At 41.8% G+C, this 20,863-nt stretch carries 16 protein-coding genes and 1 tRNA gene; 2 read left to right on the top strand and 15 right to left on the bottom strand.

Going from position 1 to position 20,863, the window contains the following annotated elements:
• Positions 1-30 precede the first annotated feature (30 nt).
• The 6 genes from Q0064_RS10525 to mce all read right to left on the bottom strand — a co-directional run bounded on the left by Q0064_RS10525 (position 31) and on the right by mce (position 4,563).
• Positions 31-471: a DUF6428 family protein gene (locus Q0064_RS10525; protein ID WP_298148155.1), complete on the bottom strand. Its 441-nt coding sequence runs from the start codon at positions 469-471 to the stop codon at positions 31-33.
• Positions 472-486: 15 nt separating this feature from the next.
• On the bottom strand, positions 487-819 hold the full coding sequence (locus tag Q0064_RS10520) for a metalloregulator ArsR/SmtB family transcription factor (RefSeq protein WP_298148153.1): 333 nt from the start codon (positions 817-819) through the stop codon (positions 487-489).
• Between the two features lie 368 nt (positions 820-1,187).
• Positions 1,188-1,556, bottom strand: a complete 369-nt coding sequence (locus Q0064_RS10515; RefSeq protein WP_298148151.1) for a hypothetical protein — start codon at positions 1,554-1,556, stop codon at positions 1,188-1,190.
• Positions 1,557-1,996: 440 nt separating this feature from the next.
• Positions 1,997-3,445 (bottom strand): RNA-binding domain-containing protein, encoded by a 1,449-nt coding sequence (locus tag Q0064_RS10510; RefSeq protein WP_298148150.1) that lies wholly within the window; start codon positions 3,443-3,445, stop codon positions 1,997-1,999.
• Between the two features lie 605 nt (positions 3,446-4,050).
• Positions 4,051-4,124 (bottom strand) — tRNA-Ile (locus Q0064_RS10505).
• 19 nt (positions 4,125-4,143) lie between these two features.
• The gene (gene mce, locus Q0064_RS10500) at positions 4,144-4,563 is read right to left on the bottom strand and encodes a methylmalonyl-CoA epimerase (RefSeq protein ID WP_298148148.1); all 420 of its coding nucleotides are present in this window, start codon (positions 4,561-4,563) and stop codon (positions 4,144-4,146) included.
• An 86-nt stretch (positions 4,564-4,649) separates the two neighbouring features.
• Between mce and rbfA the strand changes: the two genes are divergently transcribed.
• Positions 4,650-5,042 (top strand): 30S ribosome-binding factor RbfA, encoded by a 393-nt coding sequence (gene rbfA / locus Q0064_RS10495; RefSeq protein WP_094485477.1) that lies wholly within the window; start codon positions 4,650-4,652, stop codon positions 5,040-5,042.
• On the top strand, positions 5,042-6,247 hold the full coding sequence (locus tag Q0064_RS10490; RefSeq protein ID WP_298148145.1) for an FtsX-like permease family protein: 1,206 nt from the start codon (positions 5,042-5,044) through the stop codon (positions 6,245-6,247). The genes rbfA and Q0064_RS10490 overlap by 1 nt, the downstream gene beginning before the upstream one ends.
• A gap of 225 nt (positions 6,248-6,472) precedes the next feature.
• Here the strand turns inward: Q0064_RS10490 and Q0064_RS10485 are convergent, their stop codons facing one another.
• The 9 genes from Q0064_RS10485 to Q0064_RS10445 all read right to left on the bottom strand — a co-directional run bounded on the left by Q0064_RS10485 (position 6,473) and on the right by Q0064_RS10445 (position 20,634).
• Positions 6,473-9,829, bottom strand: coding sequence for a hypothetical protein (locus Q0064_RS10485; RefSeq protein ID WP_298148143.1), 3,357 nt, complete (start codon positions 9,827-9,829; stop codon positions 6,473-6,475).
• A 150-nt stretch (positions 9,830-9,979) separates the two neighbouring features.
• Positions 9,980-10,636: a CoA transferase subunit B gene (locus Q0064_RS10480; RefSeq protein WP_298148141.1), complete on the bottom strand. Its 657-nt coding sequence runs from the start codon at positions 10,634-10,636 to the stop codon at positions 9,980-9,982.
• A 2-nt stretch (positions 10,637-10,638) separates the two neighbouring features.
• On the bottom strand, positions 10,639-11,343 hold the full coding sequence (locus Q0064_RS10475) for a CoA transferase subunit A (RefSeq protein WP_094485481.1): 705 nt from the start codon (positions 11,341-11,343) through the stop codon (positions 10,639-10,641).
• A 21-nt stretch (positions 11,344-11,364) separates the two neighbouring features.
• Positions 11,365-13,686, bottom strand: coding sequence for a transglycosylase domain-containing protein (locus tag Q0064_RS10470; RefSeq protein ID WP_298148138.1), 2,322 nt, complete (start codon positions 13,684-13,686; stop codon positions 11,365-11,367).
• 2 nt (positions 13,687-13,688) lie between these two features.
• Positions 13,689-14,174, bottom strand: a complete 486-nt coding sequence (locus tag Q0064_RS10465) for a gliding motility lipoprotein GldH (RefSeq protein ID WP_094485483.1) — start codon at positions 14,172-14,174, stop codon at positions 13,689-13,691.
• Entirely contained in the window at positions 14,158-15,459 is a 1,302-nt protein-coding gene (ricT, locus tag Q0064_RS10460; protein WP_298148136.1) for a regulatory iron-sulfur-containing complex subunit RicT, read from the bottom strand. Before ricT ends, Q0064_RS10465 begins: the two co-directional genes overlap by 17 nt.
• A gap of 1,241 nt (positions 15,460-16,700) precedes the next feature.
• Positions 16,701-17,741, bottom strand: coding sequence for a radical SAM protein (locus Q0064_RS10455; protein WP_298148134.1), 1,041 nt, complete (start codon positions 17,739-17,741; stop codon positions 16,701-16,703).
• A gap of 3 nt (positions 17,742-17,744) precedes the next feature.
• Positions 17,745-19,106 carry a rhodanese-related sulfurtransferase gene (locus Q0064_RS10450; RefSeq protein ID WP_298148132.1) on the bottom strand — a complete coding sequence of 454 codons (1,362 nt, stop codon included), beginning with the start codon at positions 19,104-19,106 and terminating at the stop codon, positions 17,745-17,747.
• A gap of 88 nt (positions 19,107-19,194) precedes the next feature.
• A complete protein-coding gene (locus Q0064_RS10445) occupies positions 19,195-20,634 on the bottom strand; it encodes a nucleoside recognition domain-containing protein (RefSeq protein ID WP_298148130.1) in 1,440 nt (479 codons plus the stop codon).
• Positions 20,635-20,863: the final 229 nt, after the last annotated feature.

The following is a 20,863-nucleotide window of genomic DNA, read 5'->3' as shown; positions in this document are numbered from 1 at the left end:
GATTTAAATACAACAGTTGCCGTCGGGCGTTCAACAAGGTTCGTTCGATTTTAGAGTGCTTAAAGACACTTTTTGTTTGGGAATGCCGCAATTGTCGGGCGCAAGGCAATTGGTTTGTTTCGGAGTTAAAGTAAATCCGCTTCCTGTGAAATCGATTCCGTATTTCCCAATCGTTTCACCTTGATATTCTACCTCAATGTCGAGCGCAGCAAGCTCAAAGTGCTTCTCCGATTGGTTAATTATGTGCAACAATTTTTCGGGCGTGAGTCGGTGCTCGGTATCGTTAGCAACCCAAAGTTGAAAGTTGGCGTGCGACTCGGTGCGAACCGTTCCGCCGCAGTCGATAAAATGTTTTGTAGTTATTCCGAGTTCTGTGATGTGAAAGTGCTCGGGAATGGCGTTACCGTTTGGGGTTTTAAAACCGAGTTCGGGTAAGTGAGTTAAGATTTCTTTGAAATTTTGAATAGTCATGGCAACGAAATTTAATTAAGTACAGCAGGTAGTTGAGCTGTCGTTTGCGTTAGAAAGTATGTTTAGGTACGCCTTAAACTTGTCGAACACCTCGTGATTTATGCAATAGCAAACGGCATTTCCGTCGATTTTTCCTTTAATAAGTTTGGCGTTTTTAAGCTCTTTCAGGTGTTGCGAAATGGTGGCTTGCGCTAACGGAAGCTCGGTTACAAGTTCGCCACAGATACAGCTATTAACTTTGGCAAGATGGTCTAGAATGGCAATTCTTGCGGGGTTTCCGAGTGCTTTTGCGATATCGGCGAGTTCGTTTTGAGTTTCGGTGAAGTAGGCTGCTTTAGTAATTCCCATCGCTATATTTGTATATCGCAATATTACGATGAAGATTTCGAAATTTCAAAATTGAAAGATTGAAAGATTGAAAGATTTCGAAATTTCAAGATTGGGAGATTGGGAGATTTTAGGAATAGCTGATTAATATTTTGTAGCTATTCCCGCTTTCCGCTGTAGTCCTCAAAAAAGCAGCTGGCTTCAGTCGCGCTGCGGCGGGCTTCTATGGTCGCCACCACAGCCGCGCTTCCGTCGAGCTGTTTTTTCTCCGGGCTGCCGCTGCAATCGGGGCTAGAAGAGAGTGCGTTTGGAGAGACGTGTCTTCGATGAATTTTCAAACTTGCCGTAAAGTCGGGAGTTGGTGTGAAGCACGAGGTCTGTTTAACAGATTAATTCGCCCAATTTTCTATGATTTGCTGTCCTTTTATGGTTATCTTAATCCATCGAACATCATTCAAAATCTGCTCTGCTACACCAGTTTTACGTTCTAATTCATAACCAATTATTTGGTATTCAGATATCATACAGTCTAGTTCAACAAACAACTTATATAAAATGTTTTCTCCACTTTTTTCTCTGTAAAAACTAATGTAATCTTCGAAAGCAAAAGAATCATATAGCATTCCTAATGTTTCAGTAAACGATGAAATATTTTCTTTGTCTTTCCCTGTCCAACTTAAACGTTGACTGTTTATGTCTGCTAAATCTCGAATAGAATTATATATATTACTCTGCCATACCTTATCATTATCAGTCATTATTTCTCCATTTTTATTTTTTTTAAATTTGAATACTTGTAGATTCGACAGCACCGATTTACCTCGTCTGTTCAGCTAAAGCCTCTTATTTGCCCTGTGCTACAACAAATCTAATAAAACGAAAACGTTATCACGTAGGCTTTTATATTTTTTGTCGGCACGAATTACAAATCCGTGCTATCAAATTCGTGAGATCGAATTTTACCGCAAAGTCGGGAGACTGTTGTGGAGCACGAGATCAATAGCTTCTTGTTGGTAGTTTAATGCTCCATCAAATTGTATTTTCATAGTTACTTTTTTATATTCAATCAACACATGTTGATATTTACTAATTTTGATTTTTATTCTTTCATCACATGACCGTCACATGAAAAAACCTTGAAAATCAAAGGCTTTATTTCAACATCTCTTTATTCTGTCACATGACCATCACATAAACATTATGCCCAGAAAGGTAGATAGCCAGCATATTTTCTTGATTTATTTTCAGGGTCAATTTCTTTTATTACACCAGCCTCAAGAGCATCTCTTATTATACGTGAAGCAATAGAATAATTTTTATCATCTATCGAAAAGCGAACTCTTAAACTTTGGTTAGTCATTTTATCATTAGAAACCCATTTCAAACAGGCATGTTGATAACATGCTCTAATTTTTTCTTTTTTATCAAGGTCGTTTAATGATTTATAAGCATAGATCGTGACTCTGGTTCTCGTTTCATCCGTAATTACATTGATGGGAGGTAATTGATATAGCTCATTGTGAAATATTACTTTATCAAGTCCACTTCCCTTTTCTTCACAAAATCCCATTCTCCTCATCAGGTCAGCTAGCTTTTCATTTCTTGAAATATAAGAATCAATAAATCGTTCTGGTGTAATTAATGGATTTCCTGGATTTGAAATCTCAATTCTGTCTTTGAATATTTCAATCATTGGAAATCCTTTAACCATAAAATCTTGGTGAATCAATGCATTGGCAACTAGCTCCCGAATTGCTATTTCGGGATACATCCTTGTTTCTTTTCGCAATGCCTTACCAATCTCTTCATTCGCTGGCAACTGACTATTTATCCAATCGACTAATCTTTCAAATCCAACAGCATATCCTTTCCCACCAACTTGTTCTCTTTCCGTTTCAACTTTATTAGTTCCTTTATAAACAATTACTCTAACTGATTTTCTTTGTACATTTTCAAAATCACCTAAGTTTTTAGCCAAAAGGATTGCCCCTAAATTTGTTATTGCTAATAGCCCTTTTGCCTTTACAACCAATTTCTCATCAACTAACTTTTGAACAACAGCATCTTGAGTTTGGGGATATGGTAGTTTTAGTAAATCGAAATACGTCTCTGTACTCAATAAACTTATGACTTCAGTCGAAGATAAATTTTCTTTGGCCAATTCAGATTCGAATGGCTTTGCTTGCTTTCTCCATATTTTAGCTTCTTTCTCTGGAAATTCATTCAACAGTCTGGTAATACTACCAATTCTAATGTAGGCTTTATGGAAAAAATCAACTGGTCTATGCTGTGTTGCTGGAATAACAAATAGAGCTATTTTACGAGTCGCATCATAATCAAACTCGTAAATTCTAAAATCAATTCTTGGGTCAAGTCGTTGAGCCAACCAGTTTTCCAATTCCTCATTCCCTTTTTTGTGAAGTCTGGGTTCGAATGTTGTTCCTTTAACCAAATGTGTTTTATCTTCAATCCCAAAAACCAAATAACCAAAATCTTGATTATTGATACAAGCTCCGTTGGACAATGCTGAGATACGTTGGCCTATTTCATCTTCAGAATGAAAATTTAATTTGAATTCAACCCACTCACTTTCGTTGGGCTGTTTAACTAAATCATCTATCAGTTTTTTTAATTGCTCGTTACTCATATCCACCTTGCTTAATTATGAAAAAAACTTGCTTATTTTTACAAAACCATTGATTTTAAAGTCTTTACATTGCTGTTGACAACCTTGCTTATTTGTGAATAAGTCTTGCTTAAATACTTTTCACTTCATTGATGCCTAATCGGTTTAATGTTTGCACCGCATTGGCCTTTTCGACATCTGTGAAACCTCGATATTGCGGATTTACTTCGTCTGTTCCGCTAAAGCCTCGATTGCACTCACTGCTACAACAAATCTAACAAAACGAAAGCGTTATCACGTAGGCTTTTATCTTTTTTGTGGGCACAGATTGCACATCTGCGCTATCTAATTAGTGCTAGTACATTCTAACGACACGTTTGGTTGTGCACTATTTCGCACAAGGGACAGCAGCGGAAAGCCGTGCTGAAAAAAGACGGTTGAAACCAGTTTTGCGGGGGCGACCCCAGAAGCCGACGCAAAATTTGGTTGAAACGACTTTTGAAGTGCGCCTTGTAGCGTATGGCCCGACCTGCCGCGGCACTTATTTCCACTACTTTTTGCGGCAGGTTGTGCCCAAATAAACATCCTAAAAACGAAAAAGCCCTGCGCGTGGCAAGGCTTTCGGGTGGTCCCACTTGGAATCGAACCAAGCACCTACTGATTATGAGTCAGTTGCTCTAACCGAATGAGCTATAGGACCGTTTAGGGCTGCAATATTACTAACTATTTGTGTTTTCTGCAACTATATCCTGACACAACTCGACTAAAACGCCGTTTGCCGACTTGGGGTGCACAAAACAAACCCACTTATTGTCGGCGCCGCGCTTAGGCGTTTCGTTTAGCAGGGTAAATCCGGCTTCGCGCAAGCGCGTCATTTCTGCGTGAATATCGGCTACAGCAAACGCAATATGATGAATGCCTTCGCCTTTTTTCTCTATAAACTTGGCAATAGCCGAATCGGTTGTGGTTGCTTCTAACAACTCGATTTTATTGGGTCCGTTTTCGAAAAAAGAGGTTTTTACGCCCTCACTTTCAACGGTTTCTTCCTTGTACGGCGCCGCTCCTAGCAATTTTTCGTATAAACCGTTAGCTGCTGCCAAATCGCGGACCGCAATTCCTATATGTTCTATTTTAAGCATATCGTTTTTTTTCAAAAATAAACTTTCGCACCGATGTTCTGCGCTTTAGTGCCTTACATTTTGCACGATTCGCCTAAATTTGCAGCATGGAAACAAACAGACAGAAAAAAATAGGCGCTTTGTTGCAAAAAGATTTGGTTGATATTTTGCAAGGCGAAATCCGTAAAAACCACATTGCTAATTTGGTGATTTCTGTGAGTAAAGTTTCTGTTACCACAGATTTATCGGTTGCCGCTGTGCACCTAAGCATTTTTCCACCGGAACGTGCCGCAGAAATGTTGGCCGCCATTAAAACCAACGCTCCGTTAATTAAACACGATTTGGCACAGCGCGTGAAAATGCAATTGCGTCGCGTACCGTCGCTAAATTTCTATATCGACGATTCGTTGGAATACATCGAACAAATCGACAAGGCGTTGTCGGGCGCAGAAAATCCGATTGAGAACCCTGAATTATTACCACGCAGAAAGAAATCGTAGTGAACGTTTCTTTTTACATTGCTCGTAGATATTTGCGCAGTGCCAGCAAAAGCACTGCTATTAACGTCATTAACCGGATTGCCGCCGTGGGAATTGTTGCCGGAGGAGCCGCTTTGTTTGTGGCTTTGTCGGTTTTTAGTGGTCTGATTAATTTTTCACTTTCGTTTTCTAATGCTGCCGATCCGGATTTGAAAGCGGTAGTTGTACAAGGAAAATCGATTCGAATTACGCCCGAACAAAAGCGTAGCTTAACGCAACTTCCGAACGTTTACAAATGGTCGGGCGTGGTTGAAGAGCGCGCTTTATTTACGTACAACGGCAAAGAACAAGTGGCTGTTTTGAAAGGCGTTGATGGAAATTTTACGGCGGTAACGGGTTTGCAGAAATCGATTTACGCCGGCGAATGGTTTTTGCAGAACAGCGGACAAGTAGTTGTGGGTTCGGGCTTGGCGCAGAATTTATCGATAGGTTTGCTGGATTACAACAACGTATTCGAAGTTTTGATGCCGCGTGCCGGTGGCGCTGAGGTGAATGCCGTATCGGATGCCTTTCACCAAACCGTTTTGTATCCTTCGGGCTTTTTTTCGGTTTCGGAAGAGTTAGATGCCAATTACGTTTTTTGCGACATCCGACTGGCGCAGCAGCTGTTGGAATACCAACCCGACGAATACAGCGCTCTTGAATTTGCAGTGAGCAGTTCGGATGAAATTGACCAAACCCAACAAGCAATCGGACAAATTTTGGGAACGAAGGTTGAAGTGAAAAATCGGGCGCAGCTTAACGATGCGTTGTACAAAATGCTCAATACCGAGAATTTAGTGGTGTATTTGTTTTTTACTTTAGTTTTAATCATCGTGATGTTTAACCTCATTGGCGCATTGATTATGATGATTATCGAGAAGAAAAGCAATCTGCAAACGTTGTTAAACATGGGTATGTCGGTAAAACAGTTGCGTCGTATTTTTTTGTTACAAGGCAGTTTGTTGTGCGTTGTTGGTGGTATAATGGGTATCGGAATTGGTGCTGTTTTGGTGTATTTACAGCAGCAGTTTAGTTTGGTGATGATTACTCCAACTTTAGCGTACCCGATTGTTTTTGAAATAAAAAATGTCGTTATAGTTTTTGTAACCATAACGACGTTGGGATTTTTAGCTTCGATGTTAGCGTCGAACCGTGTCTCTGCTCGTTTTCTTAGCGAGAAATAATATTAAACGTGAGTTCGACATAAAAATCTACGTTAGAACGCTTAAATTGAGTCATTTAATACTTTACGGGAATTTTTGCTGAGCTATTTCAAAAGCTAATCATTTAAACAGTCGCTTACATCGTTGTATTTTTTTGAGATACCTCGGTATCCCAAAGAAAATACGCCTTGTAGTCAACTATTTAACTGATTTCTAACTTTAATTTTTACATCGAACTCACGTTATTTAGTGAATAATTTTACGACTCACTACTGTACCATTTTCTAAACGTATTTGTGCAATTATTAGACGGTTTTGCGCAGCTAAGTTGTCGACGTAAAACGTATCGACGCTTTCTGTGTCGTAATTTCCTATTTTCTTACCGCTTACATCAAATACGGCGATAGCGGTTATTTTCGAGCCATTGCTTCTAAAGCCAAGCTTATTTCCGGTTTTTATAACTTGAAGGTCGGAACTAGCGTCTGGATTGTCGACAGAAAGCGGCGCAGAGGTAAAGCGCAATTCAAAACGCTCATCGAAAGTTCCAACGGTTGTAGTGAAATGGTAGCGCGTTTCTTTGATGTTGGTTAAAATATCTAAATCTTTATCCAATAAAAACACATCTTGGTTTTCGAAAAAGCCGTCTAGATTTTCGATACCTATAGACGCAGGTGTTTCCAGTGTAGACGTATATCCTAACGGAATAACATCGTTGTCGTTAAAATTGAAGTCTCTTCCTTGTATTACGAGTTTTTTATCGTTTAGAAGGGAGTAGAATGAAAAGTAGTTTCCGCCGTTGTTGACGTCGCCGTCGAAACCATAGTCGATTTCATTTGTTGCGCCAGGTACGTAACCGATTAAAGTTTCGGTATAAGCACCGTCTGGATTCGTCAAATTTAACCAAACGCGACTTTTATCGGAGTTGTTTGGTTCGGAAAAAGTGGCTGCTTGCACCTGCGAAGCTGGTCGGAAAAACTGGTTATTGCTGTTTGGTGTTTTAACGCGCATGCTGTTATTAACGATCAGGTCTCTGACACCATTAGATAAGTTGTTTTGTACTTCGACAAAAAAGCCTTGTCCGGATGCGATTTTACCGTTTGGAGCCACACCGCCGGAAGTCGCAGGCAAGCCTTTTACAGAGCCCGTCAAATTGTAAACGGCATAGTCGTCTGCAGAATAGTTGTATGCGTAATTACCTGGAAAAGCAGTACTAATCGCGCTGTTGTGTGTCCATATATAAATGGTTCCGGTAAGGATGCCTAAATTGTTTGCGTTAGACAGGAATAAATCGGCATCGAGTGCAGAAGGGTAGGGGTTTCCAATTAAGTTAAATGTAGCAGTTCCGTTTTTAGCCGCTGGGATCGTGACAACTCCCGTATTTGGAACTCCCGTAAACGTAACTTCGTATGAATTAGTTGGGTTATACGTCAGATTTTCGGGTGCTCGTGCCGAATAGCCTAAGCCCGGAACCAAGATGTCGTTTTCATTTACAAATACCCAACCATAATCGGAGTTTCCGCTCTGCATCGGATCGTACTTAAAGGTCCAAGTTGGCGCATTATTTACCAAAACGTGCGCAGGCTGATTTTTGAGTGGTGAGCTCCAATAGATGTAATCGTATTGCTTAAGCGGAGTTGTTTTTCGTTTTACGGTAATGTTGCCGTTGTGTGTTGCGGTATCGCTTATTTGTACTAAACTACCGCCGTCGGCAATATCCAAGGCGCCTTCAACATCAATGCCGTTTTCAACTTGAACAACGGTGTTTGGCGCAATGGTAAGCGTGCGATTGTTTTTCACACGTAATTCACAGCAAACGAACGATCCGTTTGTGGCGGTGTTGTAGTTTCCGTTCAGCACGACTGAAGTGGTTGCGGATGGTGTTCCATTAGACCATGCGGTACCGCTCCAAGCTGTGGTGCTGCTGCAACGCGAAAACTCGTCGGCACCCATGTCTGGTGTAGTAGTGCTGCGCTCTTGTCCGTCGATATCTGAACTAAACCCTGAAAGTACCACGCCTTCATTATCAAAGTTTGTTACTTCTGATTCTAGACGTAAATCGGTGTCTGAAACAAAATCTGGCGTCACAGAAATGGAGTTTTGATCTTTCCCACTTGAGGTTTGCCAATTTGCTAAAGTCGTTCTGCGGTTTGTGGTCGTATAATAACTTCCCCAGCTTCCGATGTGCTGCGAAGAAACGTAATCGTTGTAATCGATTTGTGTAAAGCTACTTTGGTTGGTAACGTTGGAATAAACCGCAAATCGAATAGAACCGCTGGTTTGTTGGTTAACGAAGACGTTGTTGCGAATGTCGAATTGTGTACCGGCATCGATATACAAACAAGCTGAGGCTCCAGTGGATTGATTTGTTTTCAAGAGTACAGAATTGTAGTACAAACGATTTCCGGTTCCCGATTTTAGGTAAATTCCGTATCCACCTTGGCTACTTGGATCGCCACCACCGGCCGACGAAACATTGCTTATCATGTTGTTGTACAAGGTGTTCGAATTTCCTTCGACATAAATTCCTGTAGCTAGTTTTGAATCGGAAGCGCCAATGGTATAAATTTCGTTTCCGTTGACCGTTCCGTTATTTCCCTTGATATGAATGGCGTTTAATCCTATTGTTGTAGAATTTGTAAGTGCCGATTCAATGTTGTTGTCTGATATAACTGCGGTGTTTCCTTCCACGTATATCACAATATTCGTGTCGTTTCCGGTGGCGTTTTCTAAGTTTTTTACGGTGTTTGAAGAAACTACGGCGTTGGCGCCAAAAATATAAATGCCTCCGAAAGTCGGGCTTCCACCTAAGCCGTTTGGTCGTCGGATACCATCTAAAACGTTGCCTGTAACTGTAGCGTTGGTGGTGTTGTTAAGGTAAATTCCGTAATAGGGTTTTGCGTTGTTATTGGAATTTCCGATGGTGTTGTTACGAATTTCCCAACCTGAATTTGCTGTTGAATTTCCAGTGACCCAAATGCTTTGTTTTACATTGACAAATTGGTTGTTTTCGATGGTATTGGTAGCATTGTCGCCGTTTGCAATAAAATTGGCATTACCTCCTGCATAAATTCCGATGGAGTTTGTTCCATTTGTAATACCTACAATGTTTGTTTGAATGATGGCGTTACGGATGCGGTTATTTGTGGCTCCGCCGTACATTCGAATCGCAGCTCGATTGTTGTACGAATTGCTGTTATCGTTAAAGTTGTTGAAGATGGTAAGTGTTTGATTTGTGCTTGTATTATTTCCGTCGATGGTTACGAAATCCGCACCATTGAATTCTATGACGCCTCGATTGGTAAATGCACCAGAGATAACGATGTTGTTTTGTCCCGCGTTAGGTCGGATGGTTAAGGTGTTTGTAGCGCTTGCTCCTGTGAATGCATTGATTACAATAGGATTGGTCAAGGTTTGATTCTGCGCAAGCGCTAGGACAACGGGGCCGGAAACACCGACATTATTTATTCGAGTAATTGCAGCAGTAAGTGTGCGAAAATTTGGGTCAGCATTTGAAGTCTGTATTACATAAGTTCCACCGGGAACCTGGCCAAAAGCCGTAAATGTAAGTTGCAGAAATACAACAAGGATATATAATAGTCTCATAGCAAAATCTTTTTCGGTGCAAAAGTATTGTGCTATAGACGAGTAGCGCTATTTTATCGATTAACTGCGCGGTATTGACGACTATAAATGTTAATTCGTAACTTTTTAAGAATTGTATGAATTAATTTAACATTTGTTCGGATTGATTCATTAAGAAATAGCCATTTCTGGGATAAATCCTTCAATAATCAGATTTGCTTCGGTAGCTTTTACAATTTCTTCTACCGTTACGCCGGGTGCTCTTTCGAGAAGTTTAAATCCGTTAGGCGTTATTTCTAGAACTGCCAATTCGGTTACTACTTTTTTAACACAGCCTACGCCTGTAAGTGGTAGCGTACAGCGCTTAAGTATTTTTGATTCTCCCGCTTTATTGACGTGCATCATGGCTACGATAATATTTTCTGCGGAAGCAACTAAATCCATTGCTCCGCCCATACCTTTCACCATTTTTCCGGGAATTTTCCAGTTGGCAATGTCGCCATTTTCGGCAACTTCCATCGCTCCTAAAATGGTTAAATCAACTTTCTGGCTGCGGATCATTCCAAAACTAAAAGCCGAGTCGAAAAAGCTGGCTCCGGGTAAAGTAGTAATGGTTTGCTTTCCTGCGTTTATGATATCTGCGTCTTCTTCGCCTTCGAAGGGAAAAGGCCCCATGCCCAAGACGCCGTTTTCACTTTGAAATTCGACCGAAATATCGGTGCGTACATAATTGGCTACCAAAGTCGGAATACCAATTCCCAGATTCACATAAAAGCCGTCTTTTACTTCTTTAGCGATTCGTTTTGCGATTTGTTCTTTGGTTAGCATCTTTAGCTGTTTTTCGGTCTTACTGTTCTTTGCTCAATTCTCTTTTCGAATGTTTCTCCTTGGAAAATGCGCTGTACCATAATTCCAGGAATATGAATTTCATTCGGATCGAGTGTTCCGGCTGGCACTAATTCTTCAACTTCGGCTATGGTAATTTTTGCCGCGCCTGCCATAGGTGCGTTAAAGTTGCGTGCAGTTCCTTTGAAAATTAAGTTACCTGCTTCATCGCCCTTCCACGCTTTCACTATCGAATAGTCGGCTTTGTAAGCGTGTTCTAAAATGTGCATTTTGCCATTAAATTCCTTTACTTCTTTACCTTCAGCCACTTCGGTTCCGTAACCGGCAGGCGTGTAAAAGGCGGGAATTCCAGCTTGAGCCGCGCGACATTTTTCCGCCAAGGTTCCTTGTGGAGTTAATTCTACTTCCAATTCGCCCGAAAGCATCTGACGTTCAAATTCGGCATTTTCTCCCACATACGAACTAATCATTTTTTTAATTTGTCGTTTTTGGAGGAGAAGTCCCAGTCCAAAATCATCCACACCGGCGTTGTTGGAAATGCAAGTTAGTTGCGTGACGTTCAACCGAACTAATTCCGCAATAGCGTTTTCGGGAATGCCACAAAGGCCAAAACCGCCAAGCATAATTGTCATTCCGTCTTGAATACCTGCAAGAGCTTCAGCGACAGAGTTTACTTTCTTTACAATCATTTATGCTGATTTTTTTGATTTTTAAATCTCAAATTCGTCTGTATTCTGTTCTTCTTCAACAGGTACATTCTCGTTTTCGTCTGTAGAAGTGGTGTCGCGAACCGCCTGATAACAATCAACTTTTATTTGCAAATTCGCGGGTCTTTCAAAGGGTTCTCGAGATACTTCAAGCGTTTCATCGCCGTAGCATTTTTTCATAAAGATGGCCCAAATGGGGAGCGCGGCCGTTGCACCTTGACCATAGGTTATTCCTTTAAAGTGTGCGGAACGATCTTCATTTCCTACCCAAACTCCAGCGGCTAAGTTGGGAACCATGCCTACAAACCAACCATCAGATTGATTCTGAGTAGTTCCTGTTTTCCCTGCAATTGGATTTCGGAATGCGTAGGGATAACCCGTTACCCGATTGTATCCGTGGCCGCCACCTTCTGTACGTAATCGCGCTCCAGAACCCGATTCCGTAACGCCTTCCAAAAGTTTAATCACTGCATAAGCAATGTCTTTATTTAAAACGTCGTGCTGTTCGGTTACTGGTTTGTACAGCAGAACGCCGTTTTTATCTTCAATACGGTCGATAACTTGTGGCTTAACGTAAACGCCTTGATTAGCGAAAGTACTGTAAGCCGCAACCATATCTTGAACAGTGATTTCAACGGCACCTAAAGCAATTGATGGCTGCGAGGGAATATCGCTGTTTACACCTAATTTTTTGGTGAGTTCGATTACGGCATCCGGACCCACTTTGTCGATTAGTTTTGCAGAAACGGTGTTAATCGACAAGGCTAATGCTTTCTTTAAGGTTACCATGCCGCGGTATTCGCCGTTGGAGTTGCTTGGCGTCCAGGTTTCAGTAACGTTGTGGCGCCCTTTTGGAATGGTAAATGGCGAGTCGATAATAGAATCGCAAGGCGACATGTTAAGCTGTTCGATTGCAGTTGCATAAACAAACGGCTTGAATGTTGAACCAACTTGTCTTGCGCCTTGAGCCACGTGATCGTACTGAAAGTGCTTGTAATTGATTCCGCCAACCCATGCTTTTACGTGTCCGGATTGCGGTTCCATAGCCATCATCCCGGTTTGCAAGAAGCTTTTGTAGTAGCGAATAGAATCGTTTGGCGTCATTACCGTGTCGCGCTCTCCGTCCCACGTAAACACGCTCATTTTTGTTTTCTTATTAAAGGAAGCGAGAATTTCCGAATCCGATTTACCGTTTTCTTTAAGAATGCGCCATCTTTCCGAATTTTTGCGCGCTTTCATCATCAACTTTTCCGTTTCGGCTTCGGTGAGTTTTATGAAAGGAGCGTTTTCATTTTTAGATTGCTCGGTATTGAACTCTTCTTGCAGATTTTTCAAGTGCATTTGTACCGCCTCTTCAGCATAGGTTTGCATGCGCGAATCGATCGTAGTGTAAATTTTTAGTCCGTCGCGGTAAATATCATAGTCACTGCCGTCGGGTTTTTTATTGTCTTTAACCCACTGTTTCATGAATTCGCGCAGGTATTCGCGGAAGTACGTAGCAATTCCGGATTTATGTGTTTGCAACTCGAATTTCAGTTTGATAGGCAATTTTTGTAAACGCTCTTTTTCGTTTTGGCTAATGATCTTGGCTTTAGCCATTTGTGCTAAAACTACGTTGCGTCTATTTTTTACACCTTGCGGATTTCGAACCGGATTGTAGAGTGCTGAATTTTTAAACATACCAACTAAAATCGCCGATTCGTCTGTGGTAAGTTCTTTCGGTTCTTTTCCGAAATATGTTTTTGCCGCAGAACGTATTCCGATAGCGTAGTTATTGAAATCGTATACGTTGAAGTACATTGCAATGATTTCGTCTTTGGTATACTGGCGCTCAAGGCGAACGGCGATAATCCATTCTTTTACTTTTTGGATCATCCGAAACAAGATGAAGTGCGAGCCTTCGCCGTGGAAAAGTTGCTTAGCTAATTGTTGGGTTAGGGTAGAAGCACCGCCATCGGTTCCGACTTTAATTACAGCACCTAGTGTTCGACGACCATCGATACCAGAATGCTCGTAGAAACGTTCGTCTTCGGTAGCAATGAGTGCGTTTACCAGATTTTTGGGCAAATCTTTGTACTTAATTGCAGTGCGGTTTTCGTTATAGAACTTTCCGATAACGACTCCGTCTGATGAAATAATTTCCGTAGCCAAGTTTGAATTTGGGTTTTCGAGCTCTTCAAACGACGGCATAGAACCCAGTAATCCCCACGATGCAAACAAAAAAGTTGCGAAAATGCCGCCCATGAGGTAAAAATAGTAGCGCCAAAACTTCTTTTTGTAAAAAGAAAGGTCTCTATTGATATTAAATTGTTCCTTAATTGACATAATTAGGGTATTGATTCGATTCTAAATCCAATGTCGGTTACGCCTTTTAAATATTCTTCGCCTTCGATATTGCCCGTCTTTCGAACGGCTTGTCCGATGTTTACTTTGTATGGACCTTTTTTATCGAAGCGGTAATTTAATTTGTAAACTAATTTGTTGTCTTTCACGTCGCTAAATCCATCGCCCATGAGCGTTCCGTCCGGATTAGCCATCAAGTATTGCAAGGTGTCTACTTTGGTTAATCCGTTAGGTTCTTCCATTTTTACAACTAGGTACAAATTGCTAAATTCATAGTCGTTGTTGTTACGAACGTTGATGAACAAGTTATACGGTTTTTGAAGTTCGATGTCTTTTAATTCAAAGCTTGCAATCGAATCTTTATGCCATTGTGACCCCACATGTACGTATTCGTCGTATACGCGAAGTTTGTCGCAAGAAGCTAACAGTAAAACGCAAAAAATCAGCAGGCAATTAAGAAGTTTTCTCATTGTTCGGACCGTTTTTTGGATTTCCTTTTTTGCGATCGTTGAAGCGCTTTTTGTTCTTGTTTGGCTTCTTTGCAGCAGCTGGAGCGACACCTTCCTTTGCTTGTTGCGGTGCGGCAACCGCTTGCTTTTCTTTCGGTTTTATGGCCACACCAACTTTTTCGCCTTTTGGTTTGTTTTTCTTGTTGTTTCGGCGGCGTTTTGGTTGGTCGAAACGAGTCAGACTTTCTTGACCCATGGCATTTGTAAAGTCTTTCTCTTTGCTTTCAACCGGTTCGATCGCATAGTCTTCTAGTGCTGAAACCAAGCGTTTTTGCTTGTTTTCTTCGATGATTTCTTTGACCTGTTCGATACGTAAGGTATGCCAATTGGCAAAGTTATCCGGATAGGCAAACCACATTAAGCCTTTGAAAATATCTTGCTTTTGGCAGATAGCAACGCCTTTCTCTGTTTGCAATTTAGTGTCGAAATCCGGGAATCCTTTTAAAGCATCCATGTATGTATCGAGCTCGTAATTCAAACAGCATTTTAGTTTTCCGCACTGTCCGGCCAACTTTTGTGGATTAAGCGATAGCTGTTGGTACCGCGCTGCCGAAGTATTTACCGAACGAAAATCGGTAAGCCAAGTAGAGCAACATAATTCTCTTCCGCAGGAACCAATACCGCCTAAACGAGCCGCTTCTTGTCGGAAACCAACCTGTTTCATTTCGATTCGCGTACTAAATTCTTTCGCAAATTCTTTGATGAGTTGTCTAAAATCGATACGATCTTCTGCGGTATAATAGAAAGTAGCCTTTGAACCGTCGCCTTGAAATTCGATGTCCGAAATTTTCATTTGCAATTTTAGTGCGATAGCTAATTCGCGGGCCTTTACTTTCATGCTTTCTTCCCGATCGCGAACACTTTTCCAAATGTCGATGTCGCGCTGACTTGCTTTTCGGTAAATTTTTGGGACATCGGCACGATCTTTTACGCCTTTTTTCTTCATTTGAACGCGAACCAACTCGCCCGTAAGAGTCACAATTCCGATATCGTGTCCGGGGGAAGCTTCGGTAGCAACAACGTCGCCGATACTTAAGCTTAGATTGTCGACATTTCTGAAAAAGTCTTTGCGTCCGTTTTTAAAACGCACTTCTACACAATCAAATTTTTCCTGTCCGGCAGGCAAACTCATGTTTGAAAGCCAGTCAAAAACCGTTAGTTTGTTACAACTATCGGTTCCGCATGTGCCTTTATTGTTGCAGCCCGCCGGCGCTGAGCCTCCGGTAGAGCAATTTCCACAAGCCATATTTTATAGAGATGTTGTTGCGAGAACAACTTGAAATCGTTAATAATTCAATCGGTAAAGATACTATATATCGGCAAAATCCGACAAGTGTTGGTGCTGTCAAATTAATCTTAAAGTAACCAACGTGAAAGTTTTGGATATTTATGTGTTTAAACGAATGATTTTGAAAATATTGTAGTTCTATTTTAAAAGTCGTAAGCTAGTCCCGATAGCTATCGGGATAGACACTAGAAGCTAGTTCCGATAGCTATCGGAATCGATGAATTCACCACTTAACGTGTCGTTGTAGCCAACTAAACCACAATTCGTCGGTGCCTGAGCCTGTCGAAGGCTGAATTTCTTTTTTTTTGGGCAGCATTTCCGGCTTTCGGCTTTATCTTTTTATTCCGCGAAGCTCCATAAAAAGGATATCGCCTCTATCCGGGCTGCGAAAAGCGTTACCTTTAAAATGAGTGCCGAATTTGATGAATTCACCACTTCACGTATCGTTTTGCCCAACCTGACCCAGGGATTGTCGGAGCCTGAGCTTGTCGAAGGCTAGTGCATTTTTTGTTGGCACGACACGTTCTGTGTTTTCCGCAACAGTTCTATATTTCGAAATAATCTGTGAACTTCGGTGTTTTCTGTGCGTTATAAAAGCTGGTGCCTGAGCTTCTCGAAGACTTAACCGCAAAGGACGCGAAGATTTACGCAAAGTTCGCAAAGCGGAATTTTTGAAATATTAAGTATTGAGATTGGAGTATTAATTATTAAGACTTTGATGAATTCACCACTTCACGTATCGTTTTGCCCAACCTAACCCACAATTTGTTGGAACTTGAGCGTGTTGAAGGCGGCGTGTCGAATGTGAGACATCGTGCCCGTTGTGAAAAACTTTGGGAAACATTGTGCTCCCTCGCTGCCTAAACCTGTCGAAGGCCAACCTTTCCCTTCCGATAGCTATCGGAATTCCCTTCTTTCCCTTCTTTCTATTTTTTCTATTTTTTCTCTTCCGATAGCTATCGGAATTCGCTTTTTCCCTTGCGTAGCTTTCCCGCGCGAACGGGTGCAGCGGCATACTTTTGGGCGTTATGGATTTTCCAATACAGTCTCGCCCAAAAGATACAGCGGAACACGTGACGGCTGGCACCTCTTTTGCGTAGCGACGACTCGTTTGCCGGCGCGCCCAAAAAAAACAAAAACTGAAACTCGGTTCGATTTTTTACTGCGAGAGTTTTACATCCGGGAAATAGAGTCGGTAATTAGGTTTGGTGAATTTCGACGTCGTAGTTGAGCATGTTGCGATTTAAAGACGCTAATGTCGATTTCGAAACAAAAATGTTTTTAAATAAACGCCAGTTCCAGCGGTTTCTTTCTTGCCACTTTGCAAAACCTTCGTTGCGCCAATCGAAGTCGTCTTTCCAAAAGAAATCGGGACCAACGTAACAGTAGGTGTACGGCATTAAGTACGAACTGTCGTTATTGCCCGCTACCTTTAAACTTTGGTTTTCGTTTCGTTTTACCGAGGCCGGAAACAACAAAGTAATGTTTCGTTTTATCGCTTCTTCTTGAAAGTTCGCCACCAGATCCGGATACTGATCCTCGATGCTTTTCAAACTAAAATTCTGGTAAGCAGACTCGCCAATTTTATCTACAGGTCGGAGTTGAATTACGTCGATTTTATACTTGCCGCAGCGCTCGAAAAACGAACGCAACTCACCAAAATTGTCGGAATTAAACGTATAGTTTATACGAAGTTTCACCTGAGGAAATTGCTGTTTTACGGCGGTAATCTCGCTCAGTGTTTCGTGAAATTTTTCGAACTGCGCCAAACCCATGAATTTCTCGTAGGTTTCTTTATGAACGCCGTGCATCGATAAAATAAATTCATCTAAACCCGCCGAAACCAAATCAAAAATTTGCTTTTTGTCTAACAAATTTCCGTTTGTAACCATGCTGATAAAGGGCACTTTTTTTTCCTTTGCGAGTTCAACGAGTCGTACATTATCTTTAAAGAGCGTCGGTTCGGCCGCACAGCCAATTTGCAATTTCAATGCATATTTAAAAATCACTTCAGAAATCCGCGCCAAATCGTCTTTCTTCATAATGCCTTTCATCTTCTTGCGAACAAATTCGGCATCGGTGAAATAGCACATGGTACAACGCAAATTACAAGCTAAAACCGGGTCGAGCTGTATCGACAAATGTCGTTTGCCCGAAACCGACAACAGCCACAATCCCAGAAATTTCAGACGGTGACTCTTAATTCGGCTGTTTAAGCGTAGTAATTGGTAGACATTCATGTGTTAAACGACGTTTTCGAGCTTATATAACTTGTCGGACAAGCGAATTCGGAATCCGGTTTTTACGCTGATTTCCGCTGGTGCTGTTGCTGCAGTTGCGGGTTGATCGTTTACGTAAAGTTCGGCAATTTTAACTTCTTGTTCGCCGGTTGTTGGTCCGGAAATCAAAAGAGTGTCGCCTACATTCACAACGCCTTGTGCCAATTTAAAACGCCCAATGGTAGCTTTTGGGAAATAATGCGTTGCTTTTCCGATTTTCACCCGACGCACTTTCGGAATGGCTACTTTTTTCCCTTCGTCGATAGGTGCCTTAGCTAAAACCTGTGTTTTTGCCGGGGCTTTGTACACCAATTTATCCGATTTTCCTTTTTTGAAAATCTTATTTCCGTTCATAATACCGCTGCGGAGTTTTCGCTGTTCGGCTTCCGGCAATTGAATGATTTCCAGACACTCGTCGGAGCAGGTGTTTTGCATTTTCTCCTTACAGCTGTCGCATTGTATAAACAGCAAATGGCAGCCTTCGTTGGCGCAATTGGTATGATTGTCGCAAGGTGCACCACATTGGTGGCATTGCGCAATGATGTCGTCGGTAATGCGTTCGCCTAAACGATGATCGAAAACAAAGTTCTTTCCAATAAACTTGCTTTCCAAACCTTCGGCTTTTACCTGGCGCGTGTATTCGATGATGCCGCCTTCAAGCTGGTACACATTTTTAAAACCTTTGTACTTCATGTACGCGCTTGCTTTTTCGCAACGAATGCCGCCGGTGCAGTACATCAGTAAATTTTTATCTTGTTTGTGTTCGGAAAGTTCTTGTTCGATTATTGGAAGCGATTCGCGAAACGTATCTACATCGGGTGTAATGGCGCCCACAAAATGACCAATTTCACTTTCGTAGTGATTGCGCATATCGACCACAATGGTGTTTGGGTCTTCCAACAATTTATTGAATTCGGCTGCTTTTAAATGCACGCCAATGTTCGAAGCATTAAATTCCGGATCGTTAATTCCGTCGGCAACAATTTTGTCGCGCACTTTTATCGTGAGTTTCAAAAACGAATGATCGTCGTGTTCAACAGCTATATTCAAACGAATATTCTGCATAAACGGATATACTTCGATACTGTCTTTAAACTCGTAGAAGTTATCGGCCGGAACCGAAAGTTGGGCATTAATCCCTTCGTTGGCGACGTAAATTCGTCCGAGCACATCGAGCGGATTCCACGTTAGGAAAAGTGCATCGCGAAAATCATGAGGGTTTTCAATTTGGGCATACGCATAGAACGATATGGTTAGACGCTGCTTTCCAGCTTCGTCTATCATTTTGGATCGTTCTTCTGCGCTTAAGGTGTTGTACAGTTGCATGCTATAAACAATTTAAGAATAGAAGACCGCAAAGGTAGAAAAAGAAACGAAAGTTGCTTATGCAGTTATCGATTTCAAAAACGCCATCTTAGAAAAACCAACTCGCCACAAAAATGGCGGTTAGTACGCAAATTAAGTCTACCAAAAGCATGGTACCCAAAGTATATCGCGTGTTTTTGATGTTTACCGAACCAAAATAAACCGCAATCACATAAAAAGTCGTTTCGGCGCTGCATTGGAAAATACATACCAACCGACCCGTAAACGAATCGGGGCCGGCGTTTCGCATGGCATCAATCATAAATCCGCGTGAGCCGCCCGACGAAAACGGACGCAATATAGCCACAGGCAACGAATCGGTAATTTCTTTAGCCACGCCCATTTGCGCAAAAACAAAGGCAATTCCGTTGCTAATGAGTTCAAACAAACCGCTGTTTCTGAAAAGCGAAATAGCCACGAGCATACCCAAAACGTATGGGAAAATCTGAACGCCGGTTTGCAATCCGTTTCGGGCGCCCGCTACAAACGAGTCGAAAACGGTGGTTTCTAAAGCGGCAAATTTCTTTTCGTTTACGAATGAGAAAATCAAGGTAAAACCAATGATTACCAGCAGCATAATACCTGACAAATTCGCAGTAAAGAAGTTTTTCTCCACTAAATTCAATCCGTTGATGTAAAAAAGCAAGCCGATAATTCCGCCAATGACCGCGAAAATGCCCGAAAGTAGCGTAACACTCCAAAAGTTAATGCGCTGGCGAATGCCAACAATAACGAAAGCCGCAATGGTTCCCACAAACGAGGTGATGATACACGGAAGCATCACGTCGGCCGGATTTGCTGCGTTTTCAGCGGCGCGGTAACCAATTATCGATGTCGGTATGAGCGTTAAACCAGCGGCATGCAAACACATAAACATAATTTGGGCGTTGCTGGCTTTGTCTTTATCTGGGTTTAATTCTTGCAAGCTTTGCATGGCTTTTAAACCAAAAGGCGTTGCGGCCGAGTCTAATCCGAGAAAATTCGCGGCAAAATTCAAGGTCATGTACGAAATCGAATCGTGATTTTTAGGAATATCGGGAAATACTTTTACGAAAATCGGACTCAGCAGTTTGGCTAGTTTTTCGGCTGCGCCCGAGTCGATTAGCAGTTGCATCAAGCCGCAAAAAAACGCCAAGTAAGCAACGAGTGGCAGTATTAAATCGAGCAGTGTGTTTTTGCAAGTAGGCAGCAAACCGTCGGCTTTTTGTATGCCGCTGTACATTTTTACGGTTTTGGTTTCTTGCACAAAAGTGGTGTCGGCATCTGTGGTATTTCGGTTTAAAACAAAGGTCTTATCGTCGGTTTTACTGAGGCTATCGGCAATAAAGGCAGGAATTTCGTTCGGAAATTTCTCAGCAATTAAAATTTTGTCGTCTTTTTTGCCATTTATCAGAAAATCAACGGTGTAGAAATTTCCTGTAACGAGCGCAATACCGATAAAAACGATCGAGGCGATAAATATGCTGAGCCAAAACCTGCTTAAAACCATATAAAATCAATTTTTGTAAAAGTAGCAGATTTTTAGTCGTAATGTTTATTTTTTGGAAGTTGCGCGCACACGTTCGGTGGAAATGCATCGCGCGCCGCGCCATTCGCTCAAATAAACCTCGTTTGCTTCTTGTGCGCTAGCGTTTTGGCGTAGCTTCCGTTGGTCGCTCGCCAAAATCACAGCCCGCAACGCGCAAACTTTGGTTTATAACCGCTGCTGTCGCTAACTC

This window comes from Flavobacterium sp., from assembly GCF_027490375.1.
Taxonomy (GTDB): domain Bacteria; phylum Bacteroidota; class Bacteroidia; order Flavobacteriales; family Flavobacteriaceae; genus Flavobacterium.
This window is presented reverse-complemented; position numbering and strand designations above follow the sequence as displayed.

Bases quoted from the DNA above. Each gene is read 5' to 3' on its own strand.
- Q0064_RS10480 (WP_298148141.1), bottom strand. From the start codon at position 10,636: ATGCTAACCAAAGAACAAATCGCAAAACGAATCGCTAAAGAAGTAAAA.
- Q0064_RS10475 (WP_094485481.1), bottom strand. From the start codon at position 11,343: ATGATTGTAAAGAAAGTAAACTCTGTCGCTGAAGCTCTTGCAGGTATT.
- rbfA (WP_094485477.1), top strand. From the start codon at position 4,650: ATGGAAACAAACAGACAGAAAAAAATAGGCGCTTTGTTGCAAAAAGAT.
- Q0064_RS10520 (WP_298148153.1), bottom strand. From the start codon at position 819: ATGGGAATTACTAAAGCAGCCTACTTCACCGAAACTCAAAACGAACTC.
- Q0064_RS10510 (WP_298148150.1), bottom strand. From the start codon at position 3,445: ATGAGTAACGAGCAATTAAAAAAACTGATAGATGATTTAGTTAAACAG.
- Q0064_RS10470 (WP_298148138.1), bottom strand. From the start codon at position 13,686: ATGTCAATTAAGGAACAATTTAATATCAATAGAGACCTTTCTTTTTAC.
- Q0064_RS10450 (WP_298148132.1), bottom strand. From the start codon at position 19,106: ATGCAACTGTACAACACCTTAAGCGCAGAAGAACGATCCAAAATGATA.
- ricT (WP_298148136.1), bottom strand. From the start codon at position 15,459: ATGGCTTGTGGAAATTGCTCTACCGGAGGCTCAGCGCCGGCGGGCTGC.
- Q0064_RS10485 (WP_298148143.1), bottom strand. From the start codon at position 9,829: ATGAGACTATTATATATCCTTGTTGTATTTCTGCAACTTACATTTACG.
- Q0064_RS10525 (WP_298148155.1), bottom strand. From the start codon at position 471: ATGACTATTCAAAATTTCAAAGAAATCTTAACTCACTTACCCGAACTC.
- Q0064_RS10445 (WP_298148130.1), bottom strand. From the start codon at position 20,634: ATGGTTTTAAGCAGGTTTTGGCTCAGCATATTTATCGCCTCGATCGTT.
- mce (WP_298148148.1), bottom strand. From the start codon at position 4,563: ATGCTTAAAATAGAACATATAGGAATTGCGGTCCGCGATTTGGCAGCA.
- Q0064_RS10465 (WP_094485483.1), bottom strand. From the start codon at position 14,174: ATGAGAAAACTTCTTAATTGCCTGCTGATTTTTTGCGTTTTACTGTTA.
- Q0064_RS10455 (WP_298148134.1), bottom strand. From the start codon at position 17,741: ATGAATGTCTACCAATTACTACGCTTAAACAGCCGAATTAAGAGTCAC.
- Q0064_RS10515 (WP_298148151.1), bottom strand. From the start codon at position 1,556: ATGACTGATAATGATAAGGTATGGCAGAGTAATATATATAATTCTATT.